We start from the raw sequence: 16,369 nt of genomic DNA, 5'->3' as shown, positions 1-16,369 counted from the left end.
CGGGTGAGGTCAGCTGGTGACGGTGACCTCGGAGACGACGACCCGCTGGAACAGGTCGAGCCGCACGTTGTCGACGTTCTCCGAGGTGACCGACTGGATCTCGGTGAAGAACATCGGGACGAACGGCATGTCCTCGGCGAGGAGGTCCTCGGCGGCCTGCCAGTCGGCGATGGCCTCCTCGGTCGTCGACGCCTGGTCACCACGGAGCACCAGCTCGTTGAACTGCGGGTTGTCGTAGAAGGAGTAGTTCGAGCCCAGCGGCGGGAACGACTCGGGCTTGAACAGCGGGGTCAGGTAGCTGTCCGCGCTCGGGTAGTCGAAGCTCCAGCCGTACCGGAACGGGCCGGTGTAGCCCTTCTCCTCACCCAGCGGCAGGTACTCGGCGAAGTCCAGGTTGCCCTGGAGCACGAACTCCACGCCCAGGTTCTGCCGGAGCTGGTTGCCGACGGCCTCCATCCAGGCGTCGTGGCCGGCGCCGGAGTTGAACCACAGCTCGACCGGCTGGCTGCGGTCGAAGCCCACCTCGTCGAGGAGCTGGTTGGCCCGGTCGACGTCGAGGGTGCAGTAGGTGCACGAACCCTCGCGGTAGCCGTCGAGGACCGGCGGGATGAAGGAGTCCGCCGGGGCGCGGGTGCCGCTGAAGATCGCGTCGCTGATCGCCTGCCGGTCCACGGCCATGGAGATGGCCTGGCGGACCCGCTTGTCGGCGAAGCGCGGGTCGTAGGTCGGCATGCCGAGGTAGGTGATCTGCGAGGACTCGGTCTCGATGAACCGGTCACCGAACTCGTCGCGCGCCGAGTCGATCACGTCGGGCGGGATGACGTCGACGATGTCGAGGTTGCCGTCCTGGACGTCGGTGTAGGCGGTGCCCACCTCGGCGTAGACGATGTACTGGACCGACGCGGCCTGCGCCTTGTCGTCGCCGGCGTAGTCGTCGTACCGGGTCAGGGTGACGCCCTCACCGGGGACGAAGTCCTCCTCGGCCTGGAACGGGCCGTTGCCGATCGGCCGGGTGCCGAAGGCCTCCGGGTCCTCGAAGAAGGAGTCCGGCAGCGGGTAGAAGGGGTTGTAGCCCACGACCGCCGGCCACTGCGAGAAGGGCTGGCTCAGCTGCACGGTGAAGGTCCGGTCGTCGACGACGGCCAGGCCGGAGAGCTCTTGCGCGGCGCCGTCCTGCAGCTCCTGGAACCCGGCGATGCGGGACAGGTACGAGCCGCCGTCCTGGGCGTTCGCGGGGTTGGCGGTGTAGTTCCACGCGTCGACGAAGGACTGCGCGTCTACCGGCGTCCCGTCGTGGAAGGTCCAGCCGTCCTTCAGCGTGATCGTCCAGTTCTGGTTGTCCTGGGACTCGATCGACTCCGCGACACCGGTGAACTCGACCTCGCCCTCGGGCGAGTACTTGACCAGACCCGTCCACAGCGAGTTGACGACCTGGTCGCCCTCGCTCTCGGTGGTGTTGCCGGGGACGAGGGGGTTCTCCGGCTCGCCGATGTACATGCTGAAGGTGCCGCCGTCGGCGCTGGCCCCGGAGCCGCCGCCCTCGTCGTCGCCGCCACAGGCGGACAGCAGCATCGCGCCGGACAACCCGGTCGCGATGAGCGCAGCAGAGCGCTTGCTCAACTTCACGTGCAATGCCTCCCTCGTCCCGCGTGGCGCGGGGGGAACGGACTGGTTCTCCAGCATCCAGCGCCTGCGGCCGGACAGCCGGTGGTCGTGCGGACAGGTACCGAGTCTGGCCGGTACGTCGGGCGACGTTAGGCGGGGCCCGCGAAGAGCGTCCACGACCGTCACCGACTTGTGACCTCGGCTCAGGATCTCACAGGGTGGAATCTCGCTTGCGCGGCCCACCCCCTCCGTCCACCGCAGGAGTTGCGGCTGTGGTCACCTCCGGCCGGAATACTTACGCCGAGTTGCGAGCCGGGGTGTCGGGATCGCCCGGTCGGGGTAGCACACCACCCGACCGACGAGAGGAGTCCGGCATGAGCGGCATGGACAAGATGAAGAACAAGGCCGAGGAGCTGTCCGGCAAGGGCAAGGAGGCCGCGGGCGACGCCACCGGCGACCGCGACCTGAAGGCCGAGGGCAAGGCCGACCAGGCGTCGGGCAACCTCAAGCAGGCCGGCGAGAAGGTCAAGGACGTCTTCAAGTAAGGGAGCCGGCCCTGCAGCGGGGCCGTTCCAGCACGTCACCACGGACGCCGTCCCGGACTCCCCGGGGCGGCGTCCGCGGCGTGTCAGAGGCGGGCGAGGAGGGCCCGCACGGCCGGGAGCAGCGGACGGTCGGCCGGGATCCAGTCCAGCCCCTCGAGCTCGTCGGCGGTGAGCCAGCGCAGCTCGGCGTGCTCGTGCGCGGTGAGCTCCTCCCCCGCGGCGATCCGCGCCCACCACACCCTCAGCGTCGACGCGCCCGGCAGCCCTCCGGCGACGACGCCGTCCAGGACCACCTCGCCCACGAAGGCCTGCGGCACGACGACGACCCCGAGCTCCTCGCCGATCTCGCGCACCAGCGCGGCGAGGTCGTCCTCGCCGGGCTCGACCTTGCCGCCGGGGAACTCCCAGAACCCGTCGTAGGGACCGCCCGAGCGCTGCGCCACGAGCACCCGGTCGCCCTCGACGAGCGCGGCCCCCACCACCTGGACGACGTCGAGCGCGCGCCGGGCCGCGGCCGCGGCGTAGGCGTCGAGGTGGGCCCGCATCGACCGCAGCACCCGTCGGCGCAGCACCCGGTCGAGCACCCGGCCCACCGGCCGCGGCAGGGCGGTCGCCCAGTCCACCTGCTCCTCGACGAGCGTGCCGGCGGCGGTCGCGGTGAACCGCCGGGAGTGGGTGAGCCACCGCCACCCGCGACCGGGGGCTCCGGCGTACACGTCACGCACCGGCCGGAGCGAGACGACCTCCTCCAGCGGCACCGGCCACGGGCGGCCCAGGGAGCGGGCGACGTCGAACGACACGGTCAGCGGCGCATCCACCAGGGTGGTGAATCGCAGCTGGGACACCGGCACACCCTCCCAGACAGGGCAGGATGGCGGTCGTGCGCATCACCGCCCGGGTCGACTACGCCGTCCGTGCCGCCGTCGAGCTGGCCGCCGCGGCGCCCGGCGCCCTCACCTGCGACCGCATCGCCACCGCGCAGAACATCCCCGGCCGGTTCCTGCAGTCCATCCTCGGCGACCTGCAGCACGCCCGGCTGGTGACCAGTCAGCGCGGCCGGGAGGGCGGCTACCGGCTCGCGCTGCCGCCGGAGGAGGTCTCCATCGCGCGCGTCATGCGCGTCGAGCAGGGCTTCCTCGCCGAGGTGCACGGCCAGCGGCCCGAGGACGTCGAGTACCCGGGGACGGCCGCCCCGCTGGCGTCGGTGTGGGTCGCGGCCCGGGAGGCCTACCGGCGGGTGCTGGAGGAGGTCACCCTCGCCGACGTGGTCGCCGGCAAGCTGCCGGGGCCGGTGGCCGAGCTGGCCGCGCTCGAGGAGGCGTGGCGGTCCTTCGCCGAGGACCGCCCCGACTGATCCCCGCCCGGGTCCGCGACGTCGCCGACCCCTGGGCGAGACTGGCGGCATGGCAGGCACGCAGCAGCGCGGCGTCACCGTGTTCCTCACGGGGCTGTCCGGCGCGGGGAAGTCCACGATCGCCGACGCCCTCGTCGCCGACCTCGAGGCCGAGGGACGACCGGTCACCGTCCTCGACGGCGACGTCGTGCGCACCCACCTGTCCAGCGAGCTCGACTTCTCCCGCGCGCACCGCGACCTCAACATCCGGCGGATCGGCTTCGTGGCCGGCGAGGTCGTCAAGCACGGCGGGACGGTCGTCGTCGCGGCCATCGCTCCCTACGAGGCGGCCCGCGAGGAGGCCCGGGCACTCGTCGAGCAGCACGGTCGGTTCGTGCTGGTCCACCTGTCCACCCCCCTGGAGGTGTGCGAGGACCGCGACGTCAAGGGGCTGTACGCCCGCGCCCGGGCAGGAGAGATCCCCGGCTTCACCGGGATCGACGACCCGTACGAGCCGCCGGCGCGCGCCGAGCTGGTCATCGACACCTCCGTCACGCCGCTGGCGGAGTCCGTCGCCCGCATCCGCGACGCCATGGTGGACGGACCCCCTCCTCCCCACCCTTCGCACGCTCAGGGCGGGCCCCGGGAGGGGGCCGCCGCCCCTGTCTCCTGAGTCACAGCCCGCCGCGGGTGCGCCCGCGTGTGGGACCATGGAGCGCGTGACCGATCGCGGACTGTTCCTCGTCGCGCGCCGTCACGTCGACCTCGCGCTGGTGAGCAGCGCAATCTGTCGCGCCGCGCGCTGACACCCCGGTCCCCTCGCAGCCCCTGGTTGCGACCTCCCGATCTGGCAGCGCCCCTCCCCGTCCCGGTGCCGCGCCCGGACGGACGGCGCAGAAGGAAGTGCCCTCGTGACCACCCCCCGCACCAGCAACCGCCCGCAGCGAGGCCAGGGCCAGTGGGCGCTGGGCTACCGGGAGCCGCTCAACCCGAACGAGCGGATGAAGAAGGACTCCGACGGGCTCGAGGTCCGTCAGCGGATCCTCGACATCTACGCGCACACCGGCTTCGGCGGCATCGACCCGAGCGACCTGCGCGGGCGCATGCGCTGGATGGGCCTCTACACCCAGCGGGCGCAGGGCATCCCCGGCGGCAAGACCGCCGTGCTCGAGCCCGAGGAGCTCGAGGACTCGTACTTCATGATGCGGGTGCGGACCGACGGCGGGTCGCTGACCAGCGCCCAGCTGCGCACCATCGGCGGCATCAGCACCGAGTTCGGCCGCGACGTCGCCGACGTCACCGACCGGCAGAACATCCAGTACCACTGGATCCGCATCGAGGACGTCCCGGAGATCTGGCGGCGGCTCGAGGCGGTCGGGCTCACCACGACCGAGGCCTGCGGCGACACCCCGCGCGGGATGCTCAACTGCCCCCTGGCCGGCGTCCTGGAGGACGAGGTCCTCGACGCCAGCGAGGTCATGGCGCAGACGGTCGCGAAGTACGTCGGCAGCCCCGAGTTCAGCAACCTCCCGCGCAAGTGGAAGACGTCGATGTCCGGCTGCGTCGACCACTGCACCGAGCCGGAGATCGACGACGTCTCCTTCGTCGGCGTCCGCAACGAGGCCGGCGAGGCCGGCTACGACCTGTGGGTCGGCGGCGGCCTGTCGACCAACCCGATGTTCGCCCAGCGGGTCGGCGTCTTCGTCCGGCCCGACCAGGTCACCGACGTGTGGGCGGCGTGCACCTCGATCTTCCGCGACTACGGCTACCGCCGGCAGCGCAACCGCGCCCGCATCAAGTTCCTCATGGCCGACTGGGGCCCGGAGAAGTTCCGCCAGGTGCTGGAGGAGGAGTACCTCCACCAGCCCCTCCCCGACGGCCCGGCGGCCGCGCCCCCGAAGCACGGCACGCGCGACCACGTCGGCGTCGCCCGGCAGAAGGACGGCCGCAACGCCGTCGGTTTCGCCCTGCGCACCGGCCGGATCAGCGGCACCGTGCTGACCCGGATCGCCGACCTCGCCGACGAGTACGGGCAGGGGCGGACCCGGACGACGACCCAGCAGAAGATGGTCATCCTCGACGTGCCCGACGAGCGGGTCGAGGACCTGGTCGCCGCGCTGGCCGAGCACGACCTGCTGGTCCGGCCGAGCGCCTTCCGCCGCGGCACGATGGCCTGCACCGGCCTGGAGTACTGCAAGCTCGCGATCGTCGAGACCAAGCAGCACGCCCAGGACCTCTACGCCGAGCTCGAGAAGCGGCTGCCTGACTTCGACGTGCCGATCGGCATCAACGTCAACGGCTGCCCCAACAGCTGCGCCCGGTTCCAGACCGCCGACATCGGGTTCAAGGGCTCGATGGTGCGCGACGACTCCGGCGAGATGGTCGAGGGCTTCCAGGTGCACCTGGGCGGCCACCTCGGCACCGAGGCCTCCTTCGGCCGCAAGTTCCGCGGGCACAAGGTCACCAAGGCCGAGACCGCCGACTACTGCGAGCGCGTGCTGCGCGGGTACCTCCAGCGGCGGGAGGACGGCGAGGGCTTCGCCGCCTACGTCGCGCGGGCCGAGGAGTCGTGGCTGCTGTGACGGGGCTGCTGTGACCGAGGAGGAGGCGGGCGGCGGAAGCCGCCGGCACCTGCCGGTGTTCTTCTGCCCGTACTGCGGGGACGAGGAGCTCACCCCGCACGGGGACGGGGGCGACTGGCACTGTGCCGCCTGCCTGCGGACCTTCACCGTCCGGCTGACCGGGACAGGAGTCCAGCACCCATGACGACCGCGATCGCGCCGAGCCCCGAGCTCGCCCGAGAGGCCGACGCCCGCTTCGAGGGCATCACCGACCCGGTGGAGCAGGCCCTCGCCGTGCTGCGGTGGGCCGGGGAGACCTTCGGGGACGGCTTCGCGATCACGTCGTCCATGGCCGACGGGCTGCTGGCGCACCTGGCCTCGCGGGCGGTCCCCGGCGTGCACGTGGTCTTCCTCGACACCGGCTACCACTTCGCCGAGACCATCGGCACGCGGGACTGGATCAGCGGCGTCCTGCCGATCACGCTGGTCAACGTCACCCCGCCGCGGACCGTCGCCGAGCAGGACGCGGAGCACGGCGCGCGGCTGCACGAGCGCGACCCCGACCTGTGCTGCTCGCTGCGCAAGGTCCGGCCGCTGGCCGAGGCGCTGGCCGGCTACGTGGCGTGGGGCTCGGGGGTGCGGCGGGACGAGGCGGCGACCCGCGCGGGCACCCGGCTCGTGGACTGGGACGCCAAGCGCGGCATGGTGAAGGTCAACCCGCTGGCGGCCTGGACCCAGGACGACGTCGACGCCTACATCGCCGAGCACCGGGTGCCGGTCAACCCGCTGCAGGAGATCGGCTACGCCTCCATCGGTTGCACGCCCTGCACCCGTCCGGTGGCCCCGGGCGAGGACCCGCGCGCCGGCCGCTGGGCGGGGCGCACCAAGACCGAGTGCGGTCTGCACCTCTGACGGACGGCCTCGTCCCACCCCACCCTCCGCGCGCCGCGGGCCCTGCGGCGAGGCCGTCGGGCGCGGCACACTGACCGCCGTGCCCCGACCGCCGCTGCTCTCCCCCGACGAGCTGGCCGCCGCCCTCGCCGGGCTGCCGCTGTGGAGCGGGGACGGCGCGGGGATCCGGCGCAGCGTCGAGCTGCCCGGGTTCCCGGACGCCGTCGCCGCGATCGTGCGCATCGGCTTCGTCGCCGAGCAGATGGACCACCACCCGGACGTCGACCTGCGCTGGCGCACCCTGCACCTGACGCTGGCCACCCACTCCGCCGGCGGGGTGACCGAGCTCGACCTGGAGCTCGCCCGCCGGATCGACGTGCTCCTCCCCGGCTGAGCGCCCGCCGCGCAGCCGGGGGTCAGCGGATGCCGACCTCGGCCCACTGCAGGTTGTGGTCCGACCCCTGGTACCGGCGGTCGAAGAGCCCCTCGACCAGCACCAACTGGTTGACGTAGCGCCAGGAGCCGGGTGAGTTCTTGACCATGATGTAGTCGATGCGCTGCGCGGTGTACTTCGCCAGGTGCGGCCGGGACGGGAAGCCCGGTGTGGCGAGGTTGTCGACCTGTCCGGGGCTGTTGGCGGTGTGGACGCGGTCGTTGGCCCGGCTGAGGCTGGCCGCCGCGTCGTAGTAGCCCCTGGTCCGCAGCCAGGTCTCCGGCCCGTTCGGCGTCTTCGCGACGTGCGAGTTGAGGTCACCGGCCAGCACGATCGGCAGCCGGCCGGCCTTCGCCGCCACGAAGCCCTCGATAGCCGAGACGATCCGCACCCGCAGCGCGCGCTGGTCGTCGGGAGTCGCGACGTCCACGGGCAGGTGCACGGACACCGCGTAGAACGGCCGGCCGCTCGTCCGGACCCGGAACCTGCCCCACGCCGAGAAGTGGTCCAGTGCGGACGACGTCCAGGCCACGCGCAGGTCGTGACGGGGTGACACCAGGCCGGCCGCCTCACGCGTCACCAGATCGGGGCGGTAGAAGAGGTGGTCACCCACCGTCGTCCGCGGCACCCCCACGCGGGCCGGCGGCATGCCCGTCGTCGCGAGGGCGTAGCCGCCGTACCCGGGTCGGGCGAGCAGGTCGCGCAGGTCCTCCCACTGCTTGGTGCCGTTCCCGAGGCCGGCATCGGCCCCGGTGAGCTCCTGCACGGCCACGACGGCCGCGCCCGAGCGGGCGATCCCGGCTGCCACGGCGAGCCGTCGGTCCCGCCAGGTGCGACCCGGGAGGGCCGCACTCGAGGTCACGGTCTTGACGTTGTAGGTGGCCACCCGCAGCCGGCTGCCCGCCGGCGCGACGGGCGAGGCCTGGACCCGCGTCCCCGGAGCGGAGAGCCGGTAGGAGGCCGCGCTGTTGCTCCGGTCGGGCATGGCCTGGCCGGCTGCCGGCGAGTTGTACGTCGCCACCTTGACGTAGATGGGGTTGCCCGAGCCGGTGCCCAGCTGGGCCCGGAGGGACGGCGGCACGGTGAGGACCACCGACGTGGTCGTGGCCGGGTACCAGGCCGTGGTGAAGACCTCGCGGGTGAGCAGCGAGTTCGAGCCCGCCCGGACGCCGACCTTCGTCGCCCTGCCCTGTCCGGTCCAGCTCACCCGGATCCTGTCCGTGCCCGCCGGGACGGCGGTGACCCGCAGCTCGCGGGGGTAGCCGCTGTCCGGGGTCGCCGACAGCGACCGCCCGGCCTTGCTGACCGGTCCGGCGACCGCGACGACCCGCGCGTGGTAGCGCCGGTCGTTCTGCAGCCCGGTGACCATCAGCGACGTCCTGGTCCCCGCGTCCTTCGTGACCGGCGCCTGGAACGTCGAGCTGGTGCTGTACTGCACCCGGTACCGGGTCGCGCCGGGCACCGGCTGCCAGGCCAGGGTGAGCGACCGGTCACCGAAGGCGATGACGGCCGAGGGTGCGGTCAGGGTCGCCGCCGACGCCGGCGGCGCCGCGACCAGGTCGGAGACCCCCAGCACGGCGGTCAGGCCGACCAGCGCGCCGAGGAGCAACCGGGAGGTGCGTCTGGGCCCGTGCGTCATGTCCCACCTGTGGCCGGAGCGGTCGTGTCCGGTTCTGTCTCGGCGCTGCGCGCCGGGAACCGGAGGGCACCGGGGGGACTCTCACCCGAACGGGTCCGCGGCGGGTGGAGCGGTCGAGTGCGGGTCGTTGGCCCCTGCCGACGGCGCCTCCGGTCCCCCTAGCGTGCCGGGCGTGACGCTGACCCTGGGGAGCGCAGCCGTCGAGAGGTACGCCGCAGCGTGGCGTGAGCCCGACGCGGCCGCGCGCCGGACCCTGCTGGCGACGTGCTGGGCCGAGGACGGCGTCTACTGCGACCCGCTGTCCCGCGTCGAGGGCCGCGACGGGCTCGCGGCGCTGATCGGGTCCTTCCAGGAGGGGAACCCCGGCGCCCACATCGACGTCGTCAGCGGCGTCGACGAGCACGACGGCTACGTGCGGTTCGCCTGGCGGATGGTGGCACCCGACGGCTCGGTCGCGCTCGAGGGGACCGACTTCGGCGAGCTGGACGACGAGGGGGCGCTGCGCCGGATCGTCGGCTTCTTCGGCCCGCTCCCCCCGGCCTGAGCCGGGCGGTCTCAGGCCTCGACGGGCAGCACCAGCAGCCGGAGCAGCCGGTCGGCCTCGGCGTCCGGGTCCTCGGTGAGGCCGGTGTGCACCGGGCCGGGCTGGACGACGGTGCTGCGCGGAGCGGTCAGCCAGCGGAACCGGGAGCCCAGCGCCTCGCGGCCGGCCGCGCCGGATGCGGGGTCGGCCACGCAGACGTCGGCGGCCGCCTGCAGCGCCTGGCGGATCGCGCCGGCGTCGGCGGTGGGGTCCAGCGCCCGCAGCCGCGCCACGTCGAGGTGCACGCGGGACCCCAGGTAGTCGCGCTGCCGGCAGTAGACGAGCACCCCGGCGTTGAGCGCCTCCCCCCGCTCGACGCGCGGCACCACCCGTAGCACCGCGTACTCGAAGGTGTCCCGGCTCATCGCTGGGTGACCCCCTCCGGCGGCGGGGGGCCCAGCCACGACGGCCTGTTCTCGCCACGGCGGGCCGTGCGGCGCGTCCCGCCCGCGGCGGCGGTGGCCACCAGCGGCGGCAGCCACGCGTCCCGGGCGGCCAGCCGGGCCAGCAGCTGGTCGACGTAGCGGGTGCGTACGGCGTCCGGGCCCTCCTCCGGGGTGGGGCCCTCCAGCCACCCGTCGGGCACCTGCCGCAGCACCGCCTCGAGCACCGGCCGGGTGACCCGCGGCGCGAGGGCGGCGTCGGCGTCGGCCACCCGCGGCTCGCACTCGACCAGCGCGTGCTGGCCCGCGTCGTAGGGCCGGGCCACCGCGGCGGCGGCGCCGGGCCAGTTGTGGTGGAAGGTGAGCGCCGCGCCGTGGTCGATCAGCTGCAGGCGGCCGTGCCAGAACAGCATGTTCGGGTTGCGCCAGGAGCGGTCGACGTTGCCGATGAGCGCGTCGAACCACAGCACCCGGCCGGCCAGCTCCGGCGCCACCGAGGCGACGCCGGCCTCGAAGTCCAGCGCCCCGGGCAGGTAGTCCAGGCCGAGGTTCACCCCCGCCGAGCGCTGCAGCAGCTCCTGCACCTCGGGGTCGGGCTCCCCCACGGCCAGCTCGGGCGCCACGTCCACGGTCACCAGCGCAGGCACCGGCAGCGACAGCGCGCGGGCCAGCTCGGCGCAGACCACCTCGGCGACCAGGACCTTCACGCCCTGCCCGGCGGCCCGCCACTTGACCACGTAGGTGCCGAGGTCGTCGGCCTCCATGAGACCGGGCAGGGAGCCACCCTCGCGCAGCGGGACGACGTAGCGGGTGGCGGTGACGGCGGGCAGCACAGTGCGCCCAACCTACGGGATCACGCCGGGACGTCGCGGCGCCGGACGCCGGCCAGCGCCACGAGCACGAGGGCGGTGACGAGCAGGACGAGGCCGGCGGGCGCGGCCACGGTCAGGGTCTCGGCGGGCAGCCCCGGGACCCAGTCGAACGGCGAGAGGCGCCGCAGCCAGCCGGGGAAGCCCAGCAGCTCCCCGAAGAACCCGGCCACCACGACCCAGACGACCACGGCCCAGGCGAGCGCGGCCAGCCGCGGCACCAGGCCCACGAGGGCGGCCGCCAGCGCCGCCACCACCAGCACGGCCGGCAGGTGGGCCAGCTGCGCTCCGACCTGCGGCAGCAGCAGCCCGGCGTCCCCGCGGACGGCGGCCGCGGCGGCGCCGGTGCCGAGCCCCGCGGCGGTCAGCAGCAGCGCCGAGGCGGCCGCCGTCACCAGCAGCCCACCACCCAGCCAGCGGCCCCGGCTCACCCCGGTCGACAGCAGCAGTTCTGCCCGCCCGGCCGACTCCTCGGCTCGCAGCCGCAGCACGGAGGCGACCGCGAACCCGGCTGCGCACAGCGCGAGGTACAGCGCGGTGGCCGCCAGGAATGAGTCGGTCAGCGACGCCCCGCCGCGCGGACCGAGGACGGCGGCCAGCTGCTCGTTCTCCTCCACCATCCCGGCGACGGCGTCGGCGAGGGACCCGAAGACCACCCCGAGCAGCAGCAGCGCCACGGCCCACGCGGTGACCGTCGCCCGCTGCAGGCGGACCGCCAGTCCCGCCGCACCGGACAGCAGGCCCGACGCGGTGGCCGGCCCGGGCTGCGGCGGCACCAGGCCGGCGCCCAGGTCGCGGCCGGCGGCGAGCCGGGCGGCCAGCGCCGTGAGCGCCGCCAGCAGGGCGACCGACAGCAGCAGCGGGGTCCACCGCAGGTCGACGAAGGCGCGGGTCTGCTGGGCCCAGGCGATCGGCGAGGACCAGGACAGCGCGCTGCCACCGGTCCGCAGCAGGTCACCCACGCCGCGGACGACGGCCGCTCCCGCCAGCACGGCCAGCGCGAGGCCGGTGGCGGCGCGGGCGTGCGCGGTCAGCTGCGCGCTGACCGCGGCGACGCTCCCGAACACCAGCCCGGTCAGCCCGATCGCGACGCCCAGGGCCAGCGAGTCGCGGACGGCCAGCCCCGACCCGACGAGCCCGGCGGCGACGACGAGGGCGACCGCCGCGTCGGCCAGGCCGGCGAGCAGCAGCGCCGCGGTGAGCGGCGCCCGCCGCCCGACGGCCCCGGCGAGGACGAGCTCGGCGGCGCCGTCCTCCTCCTGGGCGCGGGTGTGCCGGACGACCGCCTGGATCGACATGATCGCGACCGCGACGACCACCGACAGCGTGAGCTCGTTGGCGATCATCGCCCCGAGCGGATAGCCCTCCTCGACGCCGTAGCCGGGCCCGCTGAGCACCACCCCGGCCGGGGTGTCGATGACCGCGGCCCGCGCCAGCCGGTCGGCGGCCGTCGGGTAGACGGTGCCGAGCGCGACCGCGGCGTACACGGTGACCAGCCCGGCGGCGAGCACCCAGACGGCCAGCCGGCGGCGGTCGCGGCGCAGCCCGGCGCGCAGCAGCGCGCCGGTGCCGGCCCACGGCTGCGTCGCGCGGGCCGCGGTCGCCGCGGTCACCGGATGTCCCCGGCGCCCACGGCGGCGAGCTCGTCGCCGTAGTGGCGGAGGAACAGCTCCTCCAGTGACGGCGGAGCCGCGACCAGGCTGCGCACGCCGAGGGAGGCCAGCGCGCGGACCACGCCGTCCAGCTGCGCGTCGTCGACGCCGAAGGTGACCCGGTCACCGTCGACGGTGAGGTCGTGCACGCCGGGGAGCGCGGCGAGCGGGGCGGGGTCGGCCGTGGTCACCGCGGTCACCGTGCTGCGCGTGAGGTGCCGCAGCTCGGCCAGCGTGCCGGACTCGACGGTGCGCCCCGCGCGGATGATCGTGACGGAGTCGCACAGCTTCTCCACCTCGGCGAGGACGTGGCTGGAGAGCAGGACCGAGCGGCCCGCCGCCCGCACCTCGGCGACGCACTCGGTGAAGACCGCCTCCATGAGCGGGTCCAGCCCCGACGTCGGCTCGTCGAGGACCAGCAGCTCGACGTCCGCGGCCAGGGCGGCGACCAACGCGACCTTCTGCCGGTTGCCCTTGGAGTAGGTGCGGACCCGGCGGGTGGGGTCCAGCTCGAAGCGCTCCAGCAGGGCGGCGCGGCGGCGAGGGTCCAGCCCGCCGCGCAGCCGGCCGAGGAGGTCGATGACCTCGCCGCCGGTGAGGGTGGGCCACAGGGCGACGTCCCCGGGGACGTGGGCCAGCCGGCGGTGCAGGGCGACCGCGTCGGCCCACGGGTCGCCGCCGAGCAGCCGGACGCTGCCGCCGTCGGCGCGCAGCAGGCCCAGCAGCACCCGGATGGTCGTGGACTTCCCGGCGCCGTTCGGGCCGAGGAAGCCCACGACCGCGCCGGCGGGGACGGTGAGGTCCAGGCCGTCGAGCGCGCGGACGGCGCCGAAGGACTTGGTGAGGCCGCGGACCTCCACGGCGACACTGCCGGTCATGGCCCCTCCTCGGGGGATCCGGGGGTGTGTGCCGGCCGCTGCGCACGGTCGGCCAGGTAGTCGTCGAGGAGCCCGCGGCCGGCGAGCAGCCCCTCGGTGTAGAGCTCCAGCGCCGGCAGGGTGAACTGCTCGGCGTAGGACCGCAGGGACGCCCCGAGGTCCTCCCCCGCCGGCCGGGAGCGCAGGTGGACCAGCAGCGCGCCGAGGCCGACGTGGACCAGGAAGCGGGCCCGGGCCGCCGGGTCCCGGCTCGGCCGGACGGTGCCGGCCGCCACCCCCTCCGCCAGGAACGCCTCCGCGTCGCGGACGAGGGCGGCCAGGAACGCCGCGGCCAGGTCGCCGCCCGAGTGCAGGGCGTGCACCAGGTAGCCGGCGACCGGCGCGTACTCCTCGATGGCGGCGAGCTGGGCGAGGAACTCCCCCGGCTGCGGGTGGACGACCGCTTCGGTCTTGGCCCGCCGGATCTCGGCCAGGACGTGCTCGTCGCAGGCCGTCCGCAGTGCGTCCTTCGAGCCGAAGTGGTGGATGACCAGGCCCGGGCTGACCCCCGCCTCGGCCGCCACCGCGCGCACCGGGACACCGAAGCCCTCCCGCCCGAACAGCCGCACCGCGGTGTCCCGGATCCGGGCGCGGGCGGTCAGGTCGGTGTCCCGTCCGACTGAACGCACGTACAACATGCTGAACACCTGTTCAGCCCGAGTCAACGGGTCGGGGCACGGCAGACTGGGGCCATGACCTCCGGGCGTATCCACGGGCGCCGGCGCTGATGGGCCTGTTCCGCGCCGCGGACCCGGCCGCGTACGCCACGACACCGCTCACCTATCCCGAGGTCGGTGCGACACGGGCGGCCGCGCTGCCGGTCGGCTACGACACCGCGGAGCGCTCGGTCGTCGTCGGGACGGGGCCCGAGGTCTTCGCGCGCGCGGTCGCCGCGGTGTTCGACTGGCGGGCCCAGCGCAGCGTCGGGTTGCGGGTGCGGGCCACCGGCCCGGCGTCCGAGCCCGGCACCGTCGTCGTCCTGACCGCCGGCCTGCCGCGGCTGGGCTACGACATCCCGTGCCGGGTCGTCTGGGCGCAGACCACCGGCGACGAGCACGGCTTCGCCTACGGCACGCTGCCCGGCCACCCGGAGAGCGGCGAGGAGGCGTTCCTCGTGCGGCGGACGGCCGACGGCGAGGTCGTGTTCAGCCTGCGGGTGTTCGCCCGGCTGGCCTCTCCGCTCGCGCGCCTGGGCGGACCGGTCAGCACCGCCGTGCAGCGCCTGGCCACCGCCCGGTACCTGACGGCGATCCGGCGGGCCGCCGCGCGGGGTTAGACGTCGCGCCGCTCGAGCAGCACCGCGCCGATCGCCCAGGCACCCAGCGCCCACGCGCCGCAGACGACCAGCCCCATCGGCCAGCTGGTCGGGACGGCGAGGAACGGGTCCTCGCCGACCCTCAGCGCCGGCAGCGCCTGGGAGGCCCGGGAGGCCACCACGCCCCCGGACAGGGCGAGCAGCGGCGGCAGCATGAACACCAGCGCCACGCCGAGCCCCACCCCGCCGGCGGTCGAGCGCAGCACCGCGCCCAACCCGACCGCGAGCACCGTCACCAGCGCCGCGGAGGCGACCTGCAGCCCCAGCGCGCGCAGCACCGCCGGGTCGCCCAGCGGCACCCCACCGGGGACGGCGGTGAGCGTCCGCGCGGCCAGCCAGCAGGTGAGCGCGAGCAGTGCGGTGAGCAGCACCGCCCACGTCGTGACGACGACGGTCTTGGCCACCAGCAGGCGGGTCCGCCGCGGCACCACGGTGAGCGAGACCAGCGCCGACCCGGTGGCGAACTCGGCGGTCACCGCGAGCACCCCGAGGACGACGAGCACCAGCTGGCCGAAGCCGAAGCCGGTGAGCGCCACGCCCGCGGCCAGGTCGGCCCGCACCGCGGACTGCGTGCTCGCCGCCGCCAGCCAGCCGAAGGCCGCGACCACGGCGAGGTAGATGACCGTGCACCACCAGGTGGACCGGACCGACCGCAGCTTGGTCCACTCGCTGCGCAGCACCGCCCGCACCGGCACCCCGCCATCCGTCCGGGAGAGGCTCATGCCGCACCCGCCCGGTACTCGACGTCCTCACCGGTGAGCGCCAGGTAGGCCGCCTCCAGCGAGACCATCACGCGGGTGAGCTCGTGCACCCGCGCCCGGGCGTCGAAGGCCACGTCCCCGACCTCGGTCACGTCCAGGCCCTCGACCCGCAGTGCGCCGTCGACCTCGAGCGACACGTGCGCGCCGGCCCGGCGCAGCGCCACCCCTAGCAGCGGCGCCTCCGGGCTGCGCACCCGGACGGCGGCGTGCGCGCCGAGCAGGTCGGCGATCGACACGTCGGCCAGCAGCCGGCCGCGGCCGAGCACGACCAGGTGGTCGGCGGTGTCCTCCATCTCGCTCATGAGGTGGCTGGAGACCAGGACGGTGCGGCCCTCCGCGGCCAGGTCACGGAGCAGCTCGCGCACCCAGCGGATGCCCTCCGGGTCCAACCCGTTGACCGGCTCGTCGAGCAGCAGCACCTCCGGGTCCCCCAGCAGCGCGGCGGCGATGCCCAGCCGCTGGCCCATGCCGAGGGAGAAGCCCCGCACCCGCTCGTGGGCCACGCTGCCCAGCCCGACCAGCTCGACGACCTCGTCGACCCGGCGCATCGGCAGGGCGTTGCTCTGCGCGAGCACGACGAGGTGCTGGTACGCCGTCCGCCCGGGATGGCGGGCCCGCGGGTCGACCAGCGCGCCGACCCGCCGCATCGGCCGGTCCAGATTCCGGTAGGGCACACCGAGCACGGTCGCCGTCCCGGCGGTGGGGCGGGTCAGGCCCAGCACGCAGCGCATCGTCGTCGTCTTGCCCGAGCCGTTGGGGCCGAGGAAGCCGGTCACGCGACCGGGCTCGATGCGGACGGTGAGGTCGTCGACGGCGACGCGGTCCCGGTAGTGCTTGGTGAGGCCGTCGAGCTCGATCACGTGCGACAGCATGGCCAGCCGC

At 74.6% G+C, this 16,369-nt stretch carries 19 protein-coding genes; 9 read left to right on the top strand and 10 right to left on the bottom strand.

Annotation, left to right across the window (positions count from 1 at the left end; genetic code table 11):
• Nucleotides 1-9: 9 nt before the first annotated feature.
• Nucleotides 10-1,626: a peptide ABC transporter substrate-binding protein gene (locus ACI79C_RS04325; RefSeq protein ID WP_456944389.1), complete on the bottom strand. Its 1,617-nt coding sequence runs from the start codon at nucleotides 1,624-1,626 to the stop codon at nucleotides 10-12.
• A 353-nt stretch (nucleotides 1,627-1,979) separates the two neighbouring features.
• Between ACI79C_RS04325 and ACI79C_RS04320 the strand changes: the two genes are divergently transcribed.
• Nucleotides 1,980-2,150 (top strand): CsbD family protein, encoded by a 171-nt coding sequence (locus ACI79C_RS04320; RefSeq protein WP_456944388.1) that lies wholly within the window; start codon nucleotides 1,980-1,982, stop codon nucleotides 2,148-2,150.
• A gap of 83 nt (nucleotides 2,151-2,233) precedes the next feature.
• On the opposite strand, the gene ACI79C_RS04315 is transcribed toward ACI79C_RS04320, so the two are convergent.
• Nucleotides 2,234-2,995 (bottom strand): (deoxy)nucleoside triphosphate pyrophosphohydrolase, encoded by a 762-nt coding sequence (locus tag ACI79C_RS04315; protein WP_456944387.1) that lies wholly within the window; start codon nucleotides 2,993-2,995, stop codon nucleotides 2,234-2,236.
• A 26-nt stretch (nucleotides 2,996-3,021) separates the two neighbouring features.
• On the opposite strand from ACI79C_RS04315, the gene ACI79C_RS04310 reads away from it, so the two are divergent.
• From ACI79C_RS04310 to ACI79C_RS04285, 6 genes are all read left to right on the top strand, one after another.
• Nucleotides 3,022-3,504, top strand: coding sequence for an RrF2 family transcriptional regulator (locus tag ACI79C_RS04310; RefSeq protein ID WP_456944386.1), 483 nt, complete (start codon nucleotides 3,022-3,024; stop codon nucleotides 3,502-3,504).
• A 49-nt stretch (nucleotides 3,505-3,553) separates the two neighbouring features.
• Nucleotides 3,554-4,156: an adenylyl-sulfate kinase gene (gene cysC / locus ACI79C_RS04305; RefSeq protein ID WP_456944385.1), complete on the top strand. Its 603-nt coding sequence runs from the start codon at nucleotides 3,554-3,556 to the stop codon at nucleotides 4,154-4,156.
• A gap of 238 nt (nucleotides 4,157-4,394) precedes the next feature.
• Nucleotides 4,395-6,065, top strand: coding sequence for a nitrite/sulfite reductase (locus ACI79C_RS04300; RefSeq protein WP_456944384.1), 1,671 nt, complete (start codon nucleotides 4,395-4,397; stop codon nucleotides 6,063-6,065).
• Between the two features lie 10 nt (nucleotides 6,066-6,075).
• A complete protein-coding gene (locus ACI79C_RS04295; RefSeq protein ID WP_456944383.1) occupies nucleotides 6,076-6,249 on the top strand; it encodes a hypothetical protein in 174 nt (57 codons plus the stop codon).
• Complete coding sequence (locus tag ACI79C_RS04290) at nucleotides 6,246-6,956, top strand: phosphoadenylyl-sulfate reductase (protein ID WP_456944382.1); 711 nt, start codon at nucleotides 6,246-6,248, stop codon at nucleotides 6,954-6,956. Before ACI79C_RS04295 ends, ACI79C_RS04290 begins: the two co-directional genes overlap by 4 nt.
• A 79-nt stretch (nucleotides 6,957-7,035) precedes the next feature.
• The gene (locus ACI79C_RS04285) at nucleotides 7,036-7,329 is read left to right on the top strand and encodes a 4a-hydroxytetrahydrobiopterin dehydratase (protein ID WP_456944381.1); all 294 of its coding nucleotides are present in this window, start codon (nucleotides 7,036-7,038) and stop codon (nucleotides 7,327-7,329) included.
• A gap of 22 nt (nucleotides 7,330-7,351) precedes the next feature.
• Here ACI79C_RS04285 and ACI79C_RS04280 read toward each other — a convergent pair whose 3' ends face one another.
• Nucleotides 7,352-9,007, bottom strand: coding sequence for a fibronectin type III domain-containing protein (locus ACI79C_RS04280; RefSeq protein ID WP_456944380.1), 1,656 nt, complete (start codon nucleotides 9,005-9,007; stop codon nucleotides 7,352-7,354).
• 172 nt (nucleotides 9,008-9,179) lie between these two features.
• On the opposite strand from ACI79C_RS04280, the gene ACI79C_RS04275 reads away from it, so the two are divergent.
• Nucleotides 9,180-9,551 (top strand): nuclear transport factor 2 family protein, encoded by a 372-nt coding sequence (locus ACI79C_RS04275; protein ID WP_456944379.1) that lies wholly within the window; start codon nucleotides 9,180-9,182, stop codon nucleotides 9,549-9,551.
• An 11-nt stretch (nucleotides 9,552-9,562) separates the two neighbouring features.
• On the opposite strand, the gene ACI79C_RS04270 is transcribed toward ACI79C_RS04275, so the two are convergent.
• From ACI79C_RS04270 to ACI79C_RS04250, 5 genes are read right to left on the bottom strand one after another with little or no spacing between them, the layout of a single operon-like run.
• Complete coding sequence (locus ACI79C_RS04270; protein WP_456944378.1) at nucleotides 9,563-9,955, bottom strand: DUF3037 domain-containing protein; 393 nt, start codon at nucleotides 9,953-9,955, stop codon at nucleotides 9,563-9,565.
• The gene (locus ACI79C_RS04265; protein ID WP_456944377.1) at nucleotides 9,952-10,806 is read right to left on the bottom strand and encodes a HipA family kinase; all 855 of its coding nucleotides are present in this window, start codon (nucleotides 10,804-10,806) and stop codon (nucleotides 9,952-9,954) included. Before ACI79C_RS04265 ends, ACI79C_RS04270 begins: the two co-directional genes overlap by 4 nt.
• 20 nt (nucleotides 10,807-10,826) lie before the next feature.
• On the bottom strand, nucleotides 10,827-12,455 hold the full coding sequence (locus ACI79C_RS04260) for an ABC transporter permease (RefSeq protein WP_456944376.1): 1,629 nt from the start codon (nucleotides 12,453-12,455) through the stop codon (nucleotides 10,827-10,829).
• Complete coding sequence (locus ACI79C_RS04255; protein WP_456944375.1) at nucleotides 12,452-13,372, bottom strand: ABC transporter ATP-binding protein; 921 nt, start codon at nucleotides 13,370-13,372, stop codon at nucleotides 12,452-12,454. Before ACI79C_RS04255 ends, ACI79C_RS04260 begins: the two co-directional genes overlap by 4 nt.
• Nucleotides 13,369-14,040: a TetR family transcriptional regulator gene (locus ACI79C_RS04250; RefSeq protein ID WP_456944374.1), complete on the bottom strand. Its 672-nt coding sequence runs from the start codon at nucleotides 14,038-14,040 to the stop codon at nucleotides 13,369-13,371. Before ACI79C_RS04250 ends, ACI79C_RS04255 begins: the two co-directional genes overlap by 4 nt.
• Nucleotides 14,041-14,138: 98 nt before the next feature.
• On the opposite strand from ACI79C_RS04250, the gene ACI79C_RS04245 reads away from it, so the two are divergent.
• A complete protein-coding gene (locus ACI79C_RS04245; RefSeq protein WP_456944373.1) occupies nucleotides 14,139-14,687 on the top strand; it encodes a DUF1990 family protein in 549 nt (182 codons plus the stop codon).
• On the opposite strand, the gene ACI79C_RS04240 is transcribed toward ACI79C_RS04245, so the two are convergent.
• Nucleotides 14,684-15,448, bottom strand: coding sequence for an ABC transporter permease (locus ACI79C_RS04240; protein WP_456944372.1), 765 nt, complete (start codon nucleotides 15,446-15,448; stop codon nucleotides 14,684-14,686). The two genes, ACI79C_RS04245 and ACI79C_RS04240, sit on opposite strands and share 4 nt — an antisense overlap.
• The gene (locus tag ACI79C_RS04235; RefSeq protein WP_456944371.1) at nucleotides 15,445-16,347 is read right to left on the bottom strand and encodes an ABC transporter ATP-binding protein; all 903 of its coding nucleotides are present in this window, start codon (nucleotides 16,345-16,347) and stop codon (nucleotides 15,445-15,447) included. The genes ACI79C_RS04240 and ACI79C_RS04235 overlap by 4 nt, the downstream gene beginning before the upstream one ends.
• Nucleotides 16,348-16,369 lie beyond the last annotated feature (22 nt).

This window comes from Geodermatophilus sp. SYSU D00697 (assembly GCF_054050175.1).
This window is presented reverse-complemented; position numbering and strand designations above follow the sequence as displayed.